At 28.8% G+C, this 19726-nt stretch carries 13 protein-coding genes and 1 pseudogene; 5 read left to right on the forward strand and 9 right to left on the reverse strand.

Annotated features, from left to right (window positions below; all coding sequences use genetic code 11):
- The 3 genes from FGL08_RS08520 to FGL08_RS08530 all read right to left on the reverse strand — a co-directional run bounded on the left by FGL08_RS08520 (position 1) and on the right by FGL08_RS08530 (position 2953).
- Entirely contained in the window at positions 1–972 is a 972-nt protein-coding gene (locus FGL08_RS08520; RefSeq protein ID WP_171012026.1) for a FecCD family ABC transporter permease, read from the reverse strand.
- Positions 962–1942 carry a FecCD family ABC transporter permease gene (locus tag FGL08_RS08525; protein ID WP_138210387.1) on the reverse strand — a complete coding sequence of 327 codons (981 nt, stop codon included), beginning with the start codon at positions 1940–1942 and terminating at the stop codon, positions 962–964. Before FGL08_RS08525 ends, FGL08_RS08520 begins: the two co-directional genes overlap by 11 nt.
- A 75-nt stretch (positions 1943–2017) precedes the next feature.
- Positions 2018–2953, reverse strand: coding sequence for an ABC transporter substrate-binding protein (locus FGL08_RS08530; protein ID WP_138210388.1), 936 nt, complete (start codon positions 2951–2953; stop codon positions 2018–2020).
- Between the two features lie 564 nt (positions 2954–3517).
- Here FGL08_RS08530 and FGL08_RS08535 point away from each other — a divergent pair.
- A complete protein-coding gene (locus tag FGL08_RS08535) occupies positions 3518–4816 on the forward strand; it encodes a 2-hydroxycarboxylate transporter family protein (RefSeq protein WP_138210389.1) in 1299 nt (432 codons plus the stop codon).
- A 61-nt stretch (positions 4817–4877) separates the two neighbouring features.
- On the opposite strand, the gene FGL08_RS08540 is transcribed toward FGL08_RS08535, so the two are convergent.
- Both FGL08_RS08540 and FGL08_RS08545 read right to left on the reverse strand, forming a co-directional pair.
- Complete coding sequence (locus FGL08_RS08540) at positions 4878–6080, reverse strand: RtcB family protein (RefSeq protein ID WP_138210390.1); 1203 nt, start codon at positions 6078–6080, stop codon at positions 4878–4880.
- A 96-nt stretch (positions 6081–6176) separates the two neighbouring features.
- Positions 6177–7161 (reverse strand): annotated as a pseudogene (locus FGL08_RS08545) (helix-turn-helix domain-containing protein).
- A gap of 194 nt (positions 7162–7355) precedes the next feature.
- Here FGL08_RS08545 and FGL08_RS08550 point away from each other — a divergent pair.
- Together FGL08_RS08550 and FGL08_RS08555 are read left to right on the forward strand one after the other, a co-directional pair.
- On the forward strand, positions 7356–8780 hold the full coding sequence (locus tag FGL08_RS08550) for a spore germination protein (RefSeq protein ID WP_138210391.1): 1425 nt from the start codon (positions 7356–7358) through the stop codon (positions 8778–8780).
- Between the two features lie 165 nt (positions 8781–8945).
- Entirely contained in the window at positions 8946–10409 is a 1464-nt protein-coding gene (locus FGL08_RS08555; protein ID WP_138208895.1) for an IS1182 family transposase, read from the forward strand.
- A 164-nt stretch (positions 10410–10573) separates the two neighbouring features.
- On the opposite strand, the gene FGL08_RS08560 is transcribed toward FGL08_RS08555, so the two are convergent.
- The 3 genes from FGL08_RS08560 to FGL08_RS08570 form a co-directional block, all read right to left on the reverse strand.
- Complete coding sequence (locus FGL08_RS08560) at positions 10574–12298, reverse strand: ABC transporter ATP-binding protein (RefSeq protein WP_138210392.1); 1725 nt, start codon at positions 12296–12298, stop codon at positions 10574–10576.
- Position 12299: 1 nt separating this feature from the next.
- On the reverse strand, positions 12300–14054 hold the full coding sequence (locus tag FGL08_RS08565; RefSeq protein WP_138210393.1) for an ABC transporter ATP-binding protein: 1755 nt from the start codon (positions 14052–14054) through the stop codon (positions 12300–12302).
- Between the two features lie 188 nt (positions 14055–14242).
- The gene (locus FGL08_RS08570) at positions 14243–15238 is read right to left on the reverse strand and encodes a helix-turn-helix domain-containing protein (RefSeq protein ID WP_138210394.1); all 996 of its coding nucleotides are present in this window, start codon (positions 15236–15238) and stop codon (positions 14243–14245) included.
- A gap of 280 nt (positions 15239–15518) precedes the next feature.
- Between FGL08_RS08570 and FGL08_RS08575 the strand changes: the two genes are divergently transcribed.
- Both FGL08_RS08575 and FGL08_RS08580 read left to right on the forward strand, forming a co-directional pair.
- Positions 15519–16004, forward strand: coding sequence for a ferritin family protein (locus FGL08_RS08575; protein WP_138210395.1), 486 nt, complete (start codon positions 15519–15521; stop codon positions 16002–16004).
- 340 nt (positions 16005–16344) lie between these two features.
- Positions 16345–17565, forward strand: a complete 1221-nt coding sequence (locus FGL08_RS08580) for a NupC/NupG family nucleoside CNT transporter (RefSeq protein WP_138210396.1) — start codon at positions 16345–16347, stop codon at positions 17563–17565.
- 72 nt (positions 17566–17637) lie between these two features.
- On the opposite strand, the gene htpG is transcribed toward FGL08_RS08580, so the two are convergent.
- On the reverse strand, positions 17638–19518 hold the full coding sequence (gene htpG, locus FGL08_RS08585; protein ID WP_138210397.1) for a molecular chaperone HtpG: 1881 nt from the start codon (positions 19516–19518) through the stop codon (positions 17638–17640).
- Positions 19519–19726: the final 208 nt, after the last annotated feature.

Genomic DNA, 19726 nt, shown 5'->3' on the forward strand with positions numbered 1-19726 from the left:
CTACTTTCTCCTTTCATTTTTAGATAAAAGATATAACAAATAAGGAACTCCAAAAATTGCTGTAAATATTCCAACAGGAATTTCAATAGGTGGCATTAATATCCTTCCTATCAAATCACCTATGGATATCAATATAGCGCCAATCAAAGCAGACATCATTAAATTATATTTACTATTCCAACCTACAATTTTTTTCGCAATATGAGGTGCTATTAATCCCACAAACCCTAAAGACCCTACATAAGAGACTGATATACTACATAGAAGTATTCCAAGTAGCATAAGCTTAATTCTTGAACCTATTAAATTTTCTCCTATAGATATTGCTATTTCTTCACCAAGAATTAGGTTATTTAAAGACCTGTAATTTATTAAAACTAAAGGTAAAATTATAGCAATGGAAATAGCTAATATAGTAACCTTTAAGTAATTACTTCCCCAAAGGCTTCCTGTAAGCCACACTAATACAGAATTTATATCAAAAGAATATCTTGTTATCATGTAATTTATAAAAGCCCCACAAATTATACCTAAGGCCATACCTATAAGAACAATATTCTTAGGTGAAAAATCTTCTTTTCTAGTTAGAAAATAAAGTAATATTGAAACAACTATAGCCCCAGTAAACGCTCCTATCGGTAATAACCATTGAGCATTTGGGAACATTAATAGAACTATAACTGCTCCAACTCCTGATCCTTTAGTAATACCTATTACATCAGGGGATATAAGTGGATTTTTTATAACCCCTTGAAATAATGCACCAGATATGCTAAGTCCAAATCCTGCTAATAATCCAATAAGAACCCTGGGCAACCTATAGTTTATAATTATATAATGACTTTCTGTATGGTTGAATAGAAATAACTCCTTAAATACATGACTTATAGGTATATTAACACCACCAAAACTAATACCAAATACTACTACTAATAATAATATAGAAGTCACTAATAAATACTTACTTTTCACTTTTATTCCTCCTTTTGCATAACCATAAGAAATATGGAGCTCCTACCATAGCTGTAGCTATACCTACTGGTGTTTCAAAAGGATATGAAATAAGTCTAGATATTATATCAGAGTATATAAGAAGTAAAGCTCCTCCTAAAGCTGAATAAATCATAATATCTCTCTTCCTATCCGATAAAGCGATTTTAACCATGTTGGGAATAACTAAACCCACAAATCCCACAGGTCCTGCTAAAGCTACTGAAAAACCTGTAAGTAATAACGCCATAAACATATAAAATATTTTTATAATTCTTATATTTTCTCCTAAAGATAATGCAACTTCATCACCTAATGAAAGCATGTCCAACTTCTTACCCGCAAAAATACAAATAAAAATAATAATAAATAAAAATGTGTAATTATATGTCATATAATCTAATTTGGCCTTATCTAAAGACCCTACTAGCCAAAAAATAATATTATCTTTAACTCTTGAATTTATTATTATAATTCCCTGAGTTATAGATGATAAGAGAAGATGCACAGAAAGCCCTGCAAGACTCAACTTTATAGGTGAAAAATCCTTTCCGCAAAGTGTGTATACTGTAACACCACCTACTAGTGACCCTAAAAATCCTATCATTGTTATTGATAAACTACTTTTACCTCCAAATATGTATATAAAAAAAACCACAAAAAGTGCTGCCCCTGAGTTAGCTCCAATAAGTTGTGGTGATGCTAATGGATTATTAGTAAGTCCTTGCATTATCGCTCCTGAAACTGCTAAAGATACCCCTATTAATATAGATAACAAAAATCTAGGAAGCCTAACAGTAATAATAGCATTTTCCGCCTTCGTACCTGTAAAATTAAAGATACTATTATATATATCTTTTGCAGAAACCTCTATAGGCCCGATACTCATACTTAAAATAAATCCTAGAAATATTAAAAATAGAGATATTATAATAAAATTACTTTTCTTCATAAAATCACCACCTATTAATTTAAAAATAATTATAAGGGAAACTTTTAATTCCCCTATAATTATTAATGTACTTACCTATTTTTTATATAAAGTTTCTACTATGTCTTTTGCAATTCCCTCTGAAGAAATTAAACCTCTTGAAACAGCCCACTTAGGTCTTGATACATAAAACACCTTATTATTTTTTACTGCTTTTAAGTTCTTCCATAATGGATTATTGCTCCATTCTTTTATAACAGTATCTTCATCTGAAACCATTAGATACATAACGTCAGGATTTATTTCTGCAACTTTTTCTATAGATAACTTATTATAAGAATCTTTTGCCTTTAGAGGATCTTTTAGTCCAAGCTCTGTCAAGAATGAGCCTACATAAGAATGATCTGCATGTGCATGGAATCCACTTTTAGTTACCACTGCAGGAAGTATTGTTCTCTTTTCATCCTTTGGTATTTGCTCTTTATATTTTGCTATAGTCTCATTATGTTTTTTTAATATATCATTAACCTTACTTCCTTGGTTGACAGCATCTGCTATTATATGTATAGCATCTAAACTTTCTTTATATCCTCCATTAAAAGAATCCACTGTAACGGTAGGAGCTATCTTATTTAATTCTCCTAAAACAGCATTTTGTTTCTTTTGGTCAGCTAGAATAAGATCTGGCTTTAATGAACTAACCTTTTCTAGATTAACCTCATATCTACTTCCCACAGAAGTATAATTTCCTACTTTGTTCTTTATTTCATCTATTACAAGCTTTGAATCACTATCATCAGCTATACCAACCGCCTTCACATCTAAAGCAGCTAATGCATCAGCTAAGGCAATTTCAAGTACAACAATTCTCTTCGGAGTTCCGTTAATCTTAGCTTCTCCTCCAGCATGTTTTACAACTCTTACCTCACTACTTTCTGTACTTTTATCCTTATTTTCTGTAGCACACCCTGATCCAAAAATAGAAGCAACTCCTATCATAGCTGTAAGTAATACACTGGTTAATCTCTTCATCTTAAATCCTCCTTAGTATTTTAATTATTGATATCTAATAATAGTTGATATTATATATCAACTAAAATGTAATTACTATATAATTTTATTAATAATGATAGTAATTTAAAAAAGTCTAAATATTACAATCACAAAAAAGTATCCATAATTAAAGATGGATACTTTTTTATATTAGATAATTTCTTGTCTCACCCTTTAAAACTATTTAAAATGAGAATATTCTTACACTAAATATACTAAAATAATTTTTTCATATTTATTGGCTTAATTATAGTACTTTTATCAAAACTATCCCGTATAGTACAGGCTATTATCTTTAAGAATCACTAATGTATTTATACCGTTATTATCATATAATAATAATGTTAATTTAATAACTATTATTGATTAATATAGAAAAATGTTGTATATTAAAGTTACAGATTAATTAGTCAATTTTCAAATAATTTCCGTAAAGTTATTATGAAAAAATTTTCTAAGGGTATAATACATTTATACGTAACTAAATCTATGTAATAATCATAAAACTTTATAGAAGGGAATAACTTAAGGGGTGAATTAATTATGAATGCTATTGGAAAATCTGAAAAATTAGGATATAAAATTATGGGACTTCCAGTACAAACCTTTGCGATTATATCCTTAATTATACTGATTGCAACGTATATTGGAAAACTACCTATGGGGATGATAGGTGCTTTAGCTTTTATGATAGTAATAGGGGCAATTTTTAATGAGATTGGTAATAAAACTCCTATTATAAATACTTTTTTAGGCGGAGGAGCTATCGTTGTTATATTTGGTTCCGCAGCTTTAGTAATGTTTAAAGTTTTTCCTAATGATGTTATAAAAAATGTTGATGTTTTTATGAAAGATGGTGGCTTTTTAGATTTTTATATAGCTGCACTTATAACTGGGAGTATACTTGGGATAAATAGAGATTTATTAATAAAAGCATCTTTAAGATATTTGCCAGTAATTATATGTAGCGTACTAGGTGCAATTGGATTTGTAGCTCTAGTAGGTGGACTAACAGGATATGGAGTTCAAAAAGCTATATTTTATATAGGAATACCTATTATGGGTGGAGGAATGGGTGCAGGTGCTGTACCACTTGCCAAGATTTTCGGTGAAGCTATGAAAGTAGACCCAGGAGAAATGCTATCTGTTATGGTTCCAGCGGTGGCTTTAGGTAATGCTATGGCTATAGTAGCTGGAGGACTACTTGATAGACTTGGGAAAGCAAAGCCTAGCTTGTCAGGTAATGGAAAGTTAATGAAAACTAATAACGAAGAGTCTGTTATAGAGAAAAATGAAGATGAAAGTATCAACTTTAAAATGATGGGCATTGGACTATTAATGGCAGTAACATTTTACACCTTTGGAAATATAGTAAATAAATTCTTGCCAGCTGTTCACACTTATGCTTGGATGATTATCACAGTTGCACTTGTTAAAATTTGTGGTATTCTTCCTAGAAAAATTGAGATTGCATCAAAACAATGGTTCAACTTCGTAATGACAAATTTAACAAGTGCTCTTTTAGTAGGTATCGGTATTGCATATACAAATCTATCTCAAGTTGCTACAGCATTTAGCTTCCAATATTTAATATTAGTGCTAGCTGTTATAATAGGTGCTATAATAGGTTCTGCCTTAGGCGGAAAATTAGTAGGATTTTACGCTATAGAATCCTCTATTACAGCAGGTCTTTGCATGGCTAACATGGGTGGAACAGGAGATGTAGCAGTTTTATCAGCTGCTGATAGAATGGAACTTATGCCATTTGCACAAATATCCTCTCGTATAGGAGGAGCCTTTATGCTAATCTTAGCAAGTACCTTATTAAGATTATTCCTCTAGTGTATGTTAGATTGACTTTAAGTTCTATAATAATTATAAGGGTAGTCCAATTGGGCTACCCTTATTCTGATGCTTTAAAGTTGTATATTGGTCTTATGTTATGAACAATATCTACTGTATCCCCAATATTGTGTACTATTTCTTCCATAGGTTTATATGCAAGAGGGCATTCATCTAGAGTTTCTTTGTTTACAGATGTAGTAAAAATACCAGTCATTGTTTTTTTATATTGGTTAAGTGTAAATGAATTTTTAGCCTTTGATCTACTCATAATCCTTCCAGCACCATGAGGTGCTGAAAAATTCCAATCTGAATTCCCTTTTCCTATGCAAATAAGACTACCATCTCGCATATTTATTGGTATCAACAATTTTTCGCCACTTTGAGCTGAAACTGCACCTTTTCTTAAAATCATATTCTTTGTATCTATATAATTATGAATAGTTGTAAATTGCTCTATTACCCTAAGTTTCATACCTTTAATTATCTCTTGAATCATAGCCTTGCGATTTAGTTCTGCAAAATATTGAACAATTTTCATATCATGAATATAATCATTAAATAGTTCTCCTGATAAATATGCTAAGTTCTTTGGTATATCTGTAATAGTTTCATTCTTTTTTCTTTTCAATTCCTTCTGTATTTCTTTATCTTTTCCTGCTGATTTTAACTCTTCTATAAATAGCTCAATATCTTTTTTTGTATTTTTATTAAGTGATTTATAAGCTTCTTCTTGATATATACTTGCAACTTCGTGTCCCAAATGACGACTTCCTGAGTGTACAACTATATAAAGATTTCCCTCATTGTCTTTGTTAACTTCTATAAAGTGGTTACCTCCACCTAATGTTCCAATACTTCTACGTGCCCTAATATGATTAATTTCATCTCTACATTTAAGCTCATTTAAATTAATCTCATCACTTAATTTATGTTCTTTATCTCTTATATTAAAACCAGAAGGTATGTTCCTATAAATTATCTTATCAAGTTTTTGTAGCTCAATATGACGATTTTCAATTTTTATAACCTCCATTCCACAACCAATATCAACACCTACAAGTTTAGGAACAACTTTATCCTTAATTGTCATGGTTGTACCTATTGTGCAACCTGACCCACAATGTACATCTGGCATTATTCTTATTTTGCTTTCTTTTATAAACTCTTGATTACACAATGTTTCTATTTGCTTTATTGCATCCGATTCAATATTCTCAGTATATATAATCGCATCATTATACTTCCCCTTTACATCAATCATCATATATTCCCCTTAAAATTTTATTTTCTAACTCTAATAATAACATAAGTTGTTTAAATCATTGATAAATTTTAGTCTATTTTTGCTATGATAAAATTAATAATTTCTCTGCCCCCTATCTAAATATCCCTTCTCTAAATCTTTTAACTCATTTACTATTTTTATGAAATCTTCATTTTCCCTAATTATATCAAAATCTGAGTGTTCAAAGATTTTAAATATATTTTCATATAAATTCATTGTTATTGTTTTAGGTCTAACCTCAATCTCATTAAAACACCAAAGGTAAGTAATATTATCTAGCTTATTTATATCATTCACCCTTATATCTTCTGTCATTTTATTTAGCATTTCAATAACCTTTTTCGAAGCCTTTAATTCTAGATAATACTAGGCGAAATTCAGATAATCCATTGATAAAGGTAATGTCAAATCACCTTTATGTGATAATGTATTTTTTATATCAATTATTAAATTATAATATCTCTCTATAATATTTAAATCTTTTCCTTCTTTAAAATATGAATTGGCAAGTCCCATACATACAAGAGATATATTGTTTATGCTTTGATATAATTTACTTTGCAATAATTCTCTAGACTTCTTAAATTCATTCCTTTCAATATAGATACTTGCAAGTATCATATTAGGATCACACTGACTTTTAGGAATTTTATTTAAAGTATCTATTGCTTTATCTTCCTTTCCATGAATACAAATTAAATAAAAAGCCAATTCTACTTTTTAAATAATAGCTTCCTGGATGCCTATTTACATAACTTTTACTCACCTCTATTGCTTTTTCTAAATTGTTAATACTAAATATACTTTCACATTCACTGTATATTTTCATAACTTCCTCATGAGAAAGTTCAATTTTAAAATTCAATAACATATCAATAGTAACATTAAAGATTGTTGCAATAACTGGTAACAAAGTTATATCTGGATATGAGTTTCCACTTTCCCATTTCGATACTGCCGCTGTGGATACCCCAATAAAATTTGCCAACTGTTCCTGGGTAATTCCTTTTTCTTTTCTTAATCTATAAATAACCTCTCCTATTAATAATTTATCCATTATTTATCACTCCATATAGTTATTATAGGATTCATGAATTCTATATACTTAGTATAACTTGCTTTAACTTATATACCAATGGATTAACAGTTAAATATGCTATATAAAACTTAACTAATAGTTAAGTCATATTATTCTTATATAAATAAAATTATAAATTAAGGATAAAATATCTTAAGTAAGGAGGGAATTCAGTGAATTTATCTTCAGATTTAAATAAAAATATACAGTTAGTTAAAAATCAATTAGCACTAGATAAAAGCTTTGATATAGTAGGTAGAGATATTACAGTAGGAAGCAAAAATGCTTACTTAGTTTTTATTGATGGTTTTGCAAAAGATCAAATTTTACTTTTTATACTGGAAAGACTTCAAAAATTAAAAGAAAAAGAACTTTCCGTTAATCTTATAAAAAAACTTATTCAAACTGACATTGCATATATAGAAGTGGATACCTTTAACAACTTAGAGCCTATGAAAACCTCTGTTCTTTCTGGTGGTGCTGCTTTATTTATAGATGGACAAAATGAAGGAATCTTACTAGATGTAAGAGAATATCCTGTACGTGGCCCTCAAGAGCCTGATTTGGAAAAAGTTACAAGAGGTGCTAGAGATGGACTTGTAGAAACTATCATTTTTAATACTGCATTAATACGAAGAAGAATAAGAGATCCCCAACTAATATTTGAACTAAAAACTGTAGGAAGTCAATCAAAAACAGATGTAGCAATAGGATATATTGACAATGTAGTAGACCATAAGCTTTTAGATGAGCTTAAAAACAAACTAGATGAAATAAATGTTAATGCACTGGTTATGGCAGAAAAAACCCTTGAAGAACTTTTAATTAAAAAGAAATGGTATAACCCCCTTCCTCAAGTAAGATTCACAGAAAGGCCAGATGTTGTAGCCGCACATCTTCTTGAAGGTCACATTGCAATAATAGTAGATACCTCTCCAAGTGTAATACTGTTACCAGTAACAATATTTCATTTTACACAACATGCAGAAGACTACTATCAAAATCCCCTAGTAGGTACATACTTAAGATGGGTAAGATTTCTTGCTATGTTTTTAGCCCTTATAATTTCACCCTTATGGTTGATGTTAGTGTATAATCAAAATATTTTACCTTCTTGGCTTAAATTTATAGGTCCTAAAGAAATAGGTTCTATACCTCTTTTTATACAACTTATTCTTTTAGAGTTTGGTTTAGATTTTTTAAGAACTGCATCTATCCATACTCCTAATACATTATCAACTTCCCTTGGTGTTATTGGAGGTTTAATTTTAAGTGAATTAGCCGTAAAAGTTGGATGGTTTATTCCTGAAACTATATTGTATATGGCTATTGCTGGTATAGGTACCTTTGCATCACCAAGTATTGAATTTGGTATGTCAATTCGTATCTTTAGATTGTTTTTAATAATATCAACAGGGTTATTTAAAACAATAGGTTTCTTTGCTGGATTAATAATTATTTTAGTTATAATCTGTACTACAAAAGCCTTTGGAAATCAATCTTATCTATGGCCACTAATACCTTTTGATAAAAAAGCTTTTGGTAATATGTTCTTAAGAAGACCCATACCAGAAATTAATAACAATAAAAAATCTTAAATTTTAAAAAATAAATTATTTATAAAGATAAAAACGGATAGTTTAAAACGAGGGTACTGAAAAAGTACCCTCCTAATCTTAATAGACATAACACTACAGTTTGTGTAGATGTTATGTCTATTTTTTAGTATAATTTTTATATTACTAATTTAAGCAGGTGATTTTATGTTAATGCATCAAAAGATGATATTAAGCGAATATGGTGATATATATGATAGGATTATCCCTAAAGATAATATGTTGAGAAGGATTAAAGAAATGGTAGATTTCTCATTCATCTACGATGAATTAGTTTCTACATATTGCAATAATAACGGTCGCGGAGCGATTGACCCAATAAGAATGTTTAAATATCTTTTACTAAAAACTATTTTCAATATTTCTGATGTAGATGTTGTTGAACGCTCTAAATATGATATGTCTTTTAAATATTTCTTAGATATGGCTCCGGAGGAGGATGTAATTAATCCAAGTTCTTTAACTAAATTTAGAAAGCTACGCTTAAAGGACACTAATCTAATGGACATGCTAATTTCTAAAACCGTAGAAATAGCATTGGAAAAGGAAATTATAAAATCAAAATCAATTATTGTTGATTCAACTCATACCAAAGCTAGATACAATCAAAAAACACCTAGGGAAGTTTTAATTGAACAATCTAAAAAACTTCGAAAGTCAGTTTATAACATTGATGAGTCAATGAAAGCAAGGTTTCCTAATAAAGTTAACAACGGTCTTCTTGAGGATGAAATAGAGTATTGTCAAAAACTTATATCAGTTATTGAAAAAGAAGAGGTCATTTCAAGTTATCCAGCTGTAAAAGAAAAATTAAATTTATTAAAAGAAACAATCGAAGATGATTTAGAGGTTTTGTCATTCTCTAAAGATGCTGACGCAAAAGTTGGACACAAAACTGCTGATACATCTTTCTTTGGGTATAAAACTCATATTGCAATGACTGAGGAACGTATTATTACTGCTGCTGTAGTTACTTCGGGAGAAAAACACGATGGAAAACAACTAAAATCACTTATTGAAAAGAGCGAAGCCTCTGGCTTAAACATAGAAAATATTATTGGAGATGCAGCTTATTCAGAAAAAGAAAATATAGAATATGTAAATGAAAGTGAAAAAAATCTAATTGCAAAGCTTAGTAAATCAGTATCTCATGGTAACAAAAGACAAACTAAAACGAAGTTTGAATATAATAAAGATGCAGATATGTATGCGTGTGAAGCTGGCCATATGAGTACTAAGAAAACTAGTACTAGACCTAAAAAACATGCCAAAGATGGACTAGGTACAGTAATTTCTTATTTTTTTGATGTTAAAAAGTGTCAGTGTTGCCCTTTAAAACAAGGGTGCTATAAAGAAGGTGCTAAAACTAAATCATACTCAGTTTCAATCAAAACGAATACGCATCAAAAACATATTGAATTTCAAGAAACTGATTTTTTTAAAGAAAAATCAAAAGAGAGATATAAAATTGAAGCTAAAAATAGTGAAATGAAACATAGACATGGGTATGATGTTGCGTCAGCCGCAGGTCTTGTTGGCATGCAAATGCAAGGTGCATTGACCATTTTTGCTGTAAACTTGAAGAGAATATTGACTCTAAGCAATCAGTAAATATACCCGATTAGGGTTTAATAATACAAAAAGACTCAAGCTCATACCACAAAATGGTATAAACTTGAGTCTTTTAAATTATGTAAAAAGTAAACCCCCGAAAAACTATAAGTTTTTCAGTGGTCTCGTTTAAAACCATCCGTTTTTATCTAAAATATCTATTTTTATATTGCCCAATTTTTAGCTCTTTCCATCTCATTATACATATTATAATATCTCTTTTTATTTTTTATAAGCTCTTTATGACTACCCAGCTCTTCCACATGGCCTTCATTTAATACTATAATTTGATCAGCATCCTTTATAGTATTCAACCTATGTGCTATGACTATAACAGTTTTCTTTAAAGTAAGTTTCTTTATAGCTTTTCTAATTTCTAGTTCATTATCTGCATCCAAGGAAGCTGTAGCTTCATCTAGTAATACTATAGGTGCATCTTTGAGTATTGCTCTAGCTATAGATATTCTTTGCTTTTCTCCACCTGATAGAGTTGAGCCCCCTTCTCCTACTATAGTATCATACTTATTTTCTAGTTTTTCTATAAATTCATGACAATTGGCAATTTTAGCTGCTCTTATTACATCCTCTTTAGTAGCACTTTCATTTCCTAACTTTATATTATTATATATACTATCATTTAAAAGATATACATCTTGGAATACCATACTTATGTGTTTTAATAGTGAATCAGGTTTTATCTCTTTTATATCTTGTCCACCAATTTTTATTGTTCCGCTATTTATATCCCAGAACCTAGCTATAAGGCTCGTAATTGTAGTTTTTCCAGAGCCTGAAGGGCCAACTAAAGCTGTCATAGTTCCTTCCTTTGCTTTAAAACTTAAATTATTTATAGTATTTTCTCCTTTTTCATATTCAAAGCTTACATTATCAAACTCAATGTTATGATTTTTAAAGTTTGCCTCTTCATGGTTATAACTCATTTCTGGATGGTTATAGGTGTTTATTAATTTTTGAGATGCAAGTTTCATATATCTAAAAGTTCCATATTGGGCACCAAAAGCTCTTAATACATTTGTAAGTGCCATATTTATTACAATAAATGTTAAAAAGGCTTTCTTATCAATAACTCCCACGCCAAATTTAGTTGTAGCTATAAGTAGTAATACAGGAAAGCTTAAATCAACTATTATCTGAAATATAAGCACAAAAGGTACAATAGATACTTCTGTCCTTATACTTTCCCTCTTTAAATCCCTAAAGGATTTTTCCAATCTCTCAAACTTCTCCCCTGCTAAATTATGAGCCTTAAATACCTGTATACCACTAAGGTACTCAACCATTCTTGATATAACTTCATTCATAACTTTCTTTTTTTCTTTACCTATGGCAGAGACTTTTTTACCTCCTATAAAAATAATAGGCATAGCTACAAATACAAAAATTAACTGAATAATAGCTAATTGGCTATCAATAAAAAATGTTATTATAAGAAGATAGGAACTAAGAACTACTGTTTTTATTAAATCACTAGTGCTATGAGTTATTACTTTTTCAAAATCTTGTAGATCATTAGTCATTATATTAGATAAACTTCCTATACTATTCTTATTAAAAAATCCTAAATTTATATTTTTAATATGATCCCCTAGGGATATACGCATACTTTGAATGCCTCTAGCACCTTTAGCCTGTATTCCTGTATATCCTATGGCATTAACTATAGCTCTAAATATAAATGCTATTATCATTGCTATAGTATAACTTTTAATTTTGGCAAAACTTAACTGAGAGTCAATTAAATCCAATAATACAAAATACAACATTGAATAAGAAAACATATTAAATAAGCTATCTATAGTTAATAAAATTATGGGTTTTCTAAGTTTTTTGCTATGGTCACCTAATAATATCCTTATGTCTCCTATCATATTACATACCTCCTGCTACTTGTGGCGTTTCTGTAATTTCATAATCATACATATCCCAAAGATGTTTATATAAGCCTTTTTTATTCATAAGATAATTATGAGTACCTTGCTCTATAATTTTACCTTCTTCTAATACTACAATTTTATCTGCATTTTTTATTGTATATAACCTATGAGCTATAATTATAGCAGTTTTTCCTTTTAACAAATTCCTAAGTGCCTCTTGTATTCTACTTTCATTTTCTATATCTGAATAAAAAGTAACTTCATCTAAAATTACAATAGGGCTATTCTTTAATATAGCTCTTGCAATAGAAATTCTCTGTTTTTCTCCCCCACTAAGTTTAATTCCATTCTCTCCAAGGCATGTTTCATACCCCTCAGGTAAACTCATTATAAAATCATGAATTTGTGCCTTTTTACTAGCTTCTATAATTTCATCCATGTTTTTATCAGAACCCATTCTAATATTTTCTAATATGCTATCTTGGAGCATGAATACATCTTGAAATACAAAGGATACCCTATCCATAAGCTCTTCCATCTTTATATCTTTTATGTCTATATCATCAATAGTAATATTACCTTCTTCTACATCCCAAAACCTTCCCACTAGTTGACCTAATGTAGTTTTTCCTGAACCTGAAGGACCTACAAGAGCAACTATATTTTTAGGCTCTATAGTTAAACATAGGTTTTTTATAATATCCTCTTTATCATATTTAAATGTAACATTATTAAACTCTATTTTTCCATTAATGTCTTTATTTAATAACCTATTACCTTCTACCTGTACTTCTTTATTAAGTATATCTCTTACTTTTCCCGCTCCTTCTAACAACATTGAGAAAGTTCCTCCAAATTCTAATAGTTGTTTAAAAGAAGTAAGAAAGTTTGCACTTAAAATTAGAAATATTACATAAGTAGATGCATTTATACTTCCCTTTAAAAACATAACTCCTCCAATAGGAATTATAAATAAAAGTCCTGAATCTATAAGAACCAAAAACACACCATAAAGAGGGGCGGTTTTCATACTTAAATCAATCCAATAATCTGCATATTCTTCGGTAATATCCTTGTAGTTTTTAAAAGACTTTGCAGATAAATTAAAAGCTTTCATTACATTCATTCCATTTATATATTGGATAATGGTAGAGTTAAGTCTTTTAACTAACTCATGATAATGAGTCATCTTTTCTTTCATACCTTTAAACATGCGTATTTGACTTAAAAATCCTAATATAATAGGAATAAATAAAACTAAGGCTAGTTTCCAGTTTAAATATAAAAGATATCCTATAATTATAATAGGAGCTACAATAGCTGCTGATAAGTCTGGAATTTGATGAGCTATAAAATTTTCTAATTTTTCTATATCCTCATTAATTGTTTTTTTAACATTTCCTATAGTGTTTCCAGTAAAAAAACCCATATTAAGCTTTGACATATGATTTATTGCCTTTATTCTAAGTTCATATAGTATTGTAAAAGCTGCTATATGAGAAAATACTCCTGACAGTAGGAATATAGCCATCCTCAAAATTATAATAATGCCTACAATTATAGCCATGGATTTAATTCTTTCATAATTCACCGAATCATTAAAAAGCTCCAATATTATATTATACATAAGAATATATGGTACTATAGCAAAGAGTGAACTTATTATACTAAACAAAGCTGATATATATAATTTTATTTTTTCCCTGTCGGATACCTCTAGAAGAAAACTTAAATTTGATTTTTCTTTCATAATTACTCCCCTTCCTCTTCTTTATTTTAATAAAATTATGAAATAAACCTTGCATTCATTATAATTGAAAATCATTTTCAACTTCAACTCCAAAAAAAACAAAAAATGCTCCAAAAACAAAAACCTAAATATAGGATTTTTATTGAATTTAGAGCATTCTTAATAACTTTTTTAGAAAAATAACATTATTATTTATATTGATTAGTATTTGCTTTTCTATATTGTAATGGATTCAAATTCTTATAACTTTTAAAGACATTTGAAAACTTACTTGGATTTTCATAGCCCACTTCATTTGCAATTTCTAAAATAGACATATCCGTATTTTTTAATAAATATTCTGCTTTTTCAATTCTTGATTTCTTTATATATTCATAAACTGTATTGCCTGTAGTATTTTTAAAAGCTTTTTGTAATTTATATAAACTTATATTTAAATTACTAGCTAATTCCTTAAGGGATGGGGTACTTTGAATATTTTTATTTATTATATTCTTAGCCTTAATTATAATTTCTTTTTCCCCATCTTCTGAATTTTGGATTGATTTTATATTGGAGTTTCTTTCAAAAAAAGTAGATAAAAATTCTATAGTCTTAAACTTTAACTTCATATATCCTATCATATTGTTAATTGGAATGGTATCTATTTCTTCTGCTATCCTTTTTATATCATAACTAGCTTTCTCAATTATTAATATATCTTTTTCAAATACGTTATTCATTTGTGTTTCCCAGTCCATTATTACCTTGTGTTCCCATATTGGATTCACGGCATCCTTAATAGTATCAAAATGCATATGGATAGAAATAGTCCTGCATTTATCATATTTAAATTTAAAATAATCTACATCATTTGATACTTTATATAAAAAAATTTGACCTTCCTTAAGAACGTATTCTTTATTACTAGGCAAAGCTAAAATTTTCGTAATTCCACTATAACAATATCCCATTTCTAAAATCTGATCCCCATATCCCCTATTATCAAAATACATATTTGTTGAATACATATCAAGCTTTGAAATTTCTAATCCATCCTCTATTTTCATTCTTGAAAAATTGCCAACTCCAAATTGCTCGCCAATAATATATTTCTTGCCTAAAAGTTCTTCTGAGGTTTTGCAATGAAACTCTTCTTTAATATATTTATCATACATACGTACAATGTTTTTTTTAGTTTTCAAAGTTCCTCAACTCCCCTAATCGCTTTAAATAATATACCTAATTTAAATGATTTTGATTTTCATTCCATATAAATTATATGGGGTTTGTAACAAAAAATCAATATAAGTTCCAATACTGGTAAAATAAATACAAAACCAAATTTAATATGATTATCTTATAAATTTATATTGATATTGATAATATTTTTGCTTAGGTAGTACTTCCTTAAGTATTGATAAATATGTCCTTGTAATGTATTATTTAGTTAATAGGCAATTAGTAGAAGGGGTGGAGAATTATATGTCAAATAATTTTAGTATACTTGAGATGCTTAAGGTTGCAATTTTAACTGAAGAAGAAGGACGTAATTTTTATTTAAATGGTGCTAAATATACTGATGGAAAAGTTAAGGAATTTTTAGTTATGGCAGCAGGTCAAGAACTTATGCATAAAGAAAAGTTTCAAAAGCTCTTCGATGAGTATTCTAAAAAAAATGAAGATGAATTAAATTCAGATTATCTTAGTGATCCTGAAGTAAGTGAATATCTAAGAAAATTAATTGAAAATAAAGTATTTGATAAAAAAGAAGAGCCTAAGGATGCTTTTAAAAATTTAGAATCATCTATAAAACAAGCTCTTAAATCTGAAGAGCTTACAGTAGAACTTTATACTCATATGTATAAAGGACTTAAGTCTGAAGATGTTAAAGACATGCTTAAAACCATACTTGACGAAGAGAAAGAACATGTGGAATACTTTTCAAAACTTCTTAAGGAAATAATATAATTAATTTATGAGACTATCTCAAAGCATTATCTTGAGATAGTCCCTTTTCTCTTATTATAGTCATAGATAAATCCTACCTCTTATCATTTTATATTCCTTATAAAACTTTTATGTTATAATATTTTTTTGCGTCACCATTTATTAATATTTTTCCTTCTAGAGGAAACACTATACCTCAAAGCAATGAATTATTTATTCTATATCTCTTTATATATTCAGTCTGAATTAAAAATTATATTGAAAAATGTTTTAATATAAATTATATTTATAGGTGGTATTTTAATATAATTAATGTTTTTCTATTATATTAGCTAAAATCTATACATATGGAGACGTGCTCATGAATAAATTAATAGGTATTTTAGGTTTAATTGTTTTTTTAGGAATAGCTTATCTATTTTCTAATAATAGAAAAGCTATTAATTGGAGACTAGTTGTTCTTGGATTCGCTCTTCAAGGAATCTTTGCTATATTAGTTCTAAAAGTTCCTTTAGGCCAAAAATTCTTTGGACTTTTAGGTAAAATTATAGACAAACTTCTAAGCTTTACTGGAGAAGGGGCAAAATTTCTATTTGGAAACTTATTAAATAATGATTCTATAGGATTTATTTTTGCTTTCCAAGTATTGCCTACAATAATATTTTTCTCAGCTCTTATGGGAATACTTTATCATATTGGAGTTATGCAATTTATTATATCCATAATTTCTAGGGTTCTTGCAAAACTTTTAGGAACTAGTGGTGCAGAAACAACTTCTGCAGTATCTAATATATTCTTAAGCCAAAATGAAGCTCCCCTTATAGTAAAACCATATTTAAAAGATATGACCTCTTCAGAATTATTTGCTGTTATGGTTGGAGGTATGGCCACTGTAGCCGGAAGTGTTATGGCTGGATATGTTGCCCTTGGGGTTAACGCTTCTCACTTACTTGCAGCTAGCGTTATGGCTGCACCTGCAGGACTTGTTGTTGCTAAAATTATGATACCAGAAGTAGAAGAACCCGTAACTAAAAATGGAGTAAAATTAGAACAAGAAAAAACTGCAACTAACATTATAGAAGCTGCTGCTAATGGAGCTATTGAAGGTATTCAAATAGCAATAAACGTTGGTGGATTATTAATAGCCTTTGTAGCATTAATAGCCTTCTTAAATTATATTATATCTTTTGTTGGTGGATTCTTTGGTGCAAGTTTCCTAAGTTTAAACTGGGTATTTGGTAAGTTATTCTCACCTGTTGCATATATTATGGGAATTCCAACAAGTGATATAGCAACAGCTGGAAATCTTCTAGGTCAAAAAATTGTCTTAAATGAATTTGTAGCTTATGGTAATCTGTCCCCATTAATAGCACAAAAAGCTTTAAGTGAAAGAACCATAATTATATTAACTTATGCTCTTTGTGGATTTGCTAATTTTGGTTCCATAGCTATTCAAATAGGATCTATTGGAAGCCTAGCTCCAGAAAAGCGTAAAGATGTAGCTAAACTTGGACTTAGAGCAGTCCTAGCTGGAACATTATCAGCCTTTATGACTGCTACCATAGCAGGATTGTTAATCTAAATAAAAAAGAGGAGGTCTTTTTATGATTAAAATCATTTTAAGACATCCTCTTTAATTTTTATTTAATATTATCTATTTCATTATCTTACAAATATTATTTGTAAACTCTACTGGATCACTTACAGCTAACCCTTCTATAAGTAATGCTTGATTATATAATAAATCTGTATATAACTTAAATTTATCTTTATCACTTTCATAAGCTTCTTTCAGTGACTTAAATACATCATGATTTATGTTTATTTCTAAAACTTTATCTGCCTTTATGTTCTGATTGTTAGGCATGGAGTTTAGTATTTTTTCCATTTCAATAGTAAGTTCCCCATCATTTGCTAGACATACAACATGATTTTTTAATCTCTTTGATGATCTAACATCTTTAACTTTATCTTTTAATATCTCTTTCATATGTTCAAATAAATCATTATTCTCTTGGTCATCAGAATTAGTTGAGTTCTCATTTTCTTCTTGGTCTATACCCAAATCACCACTTGATACTGATTTAAACTCTTTTTCCTTATAGTTTGCCATTACACTTGCAGCAAACTCATCTACATCTTCTGTAAAGTATAATATTTCATATCCTTTATCTAATACAACCTCTGTTTGTGGAAGTTTCTCAATTCTTTCTATAGACTCACCTGATGCATAGTAGATATATTTTTGATCTTCTGGCATTCTTGAAACATATTCATCTAAAGTTACCATCTTCTTCTCTTTTGATGAATAGAACATTAATAAGTCTTGTAGCTCATCCTTATGTATGCCAAAATCACTATAAACACCATATTTTAATTGTAATCCAAAAGACTTATAAAACTCCTCATATTTCTCTCTTTCATTTTTTAATAAGTTTTCAAGCTCACTCTTTATTTTATTTTTTATATTTTTAGCAATAAGTTTTAACTGTCTATCGTGCTGTAATATCTCTCTAGATATATTAAGTGATAAATCTTCTGAATCTACTACTCCTTTAACAAACCCAAAATAATCAGGTAGTAAATCTCCACACTTATTCATAATTAGAACACCATTTGAGTATAATTCTAAACCTTTTTCATATTCCTTTGTATAGAAATCGTATGGTGTCTTCTCTGGAATAAATAAAATTGCATTATAACTTACCATACCATCAACACTAATATGAATATGCTTTATTGGTTTATCAAAACCATAGTGTTTTTCAGAATAGAAGTTCTCATAATCCTCATCCTTAAGTTCTTTTTTATTTTTTCTCCATATTGGAACCATACTATTTACAGTCTGTTCTTCTGTATACTCTTCGTATTCTCCTTCACTACCTTCTTTAAGCTTTTCTTCAGTTATATCCATTTTTATTGGATATCTAATAAAATCAGAATACTTCTTAATTATTGACTTTATTTTATACTGTTCTAGGTATTCATCAAAATTCTCATCCTCTGTATTTTCTTTTATTTTAAGTATGATTTCTGTACCAAAGGAATCTTTTTCACATGGTTCAATAGTATATCCATCTACCCCTTTAGATTCCCACTTGTAAGCTTCATCACTTCCAAAGGCTTTGCTTATAACTGTAACTGTATCAGCTACTAAGAATGAAGAATAAAATCCTACACCGAACTGACCAATTATATCATATCCATCTTTTAATTCCGTTTCTTTTTTGAATTGTAAAGATCCACTTTTAGCTATAACTCCAAGATTATCATCAAGTTCTTCCTTTGTCATTCCAATACCAGTATCAGAGATTTTTAATAATCTATTTTCTTTATCAGCCATTAGTTTAATATAATAGTTCTCCTTTTCAAAGCTTAAGGAATCATCTGATAATGCTTTGTAATAAATTTTATCAATTGCATCACTAGCATTAGAAATAAGTTCTCTTAAAAAAATCTCCCTATTAGTATAAATTGAATTAATCATAAGATCTAAAAGTCTTTTAGATTCTGCTTTAAATTGTTTTGTTTCCAATTTACCTCTCTCCCTTCCAATAAAAGAAAACATAATATATAAGTTATTAACTTATATATTAATCAATCAATGCATTTAATTATTAGCACTCTTTATACTTGAGTGCTAATATCTTTAATTTTTATATAACATATTTTAAAGTTTATGTCAATTTATTTAATATACTTTAATTTTAAACATAATAAAAATAATTAATATTTCCTCACCT

The sequence above is a fragment of the Hathewaya histolytica genome, assembly GCF_901482605.1.
Classification (GTDB): domain Bacteria; phylum Bacillota; class Clostridia; order Clostridiales; family Clostridiaceae; genus Hathewaya; species Hathewaya histolytica.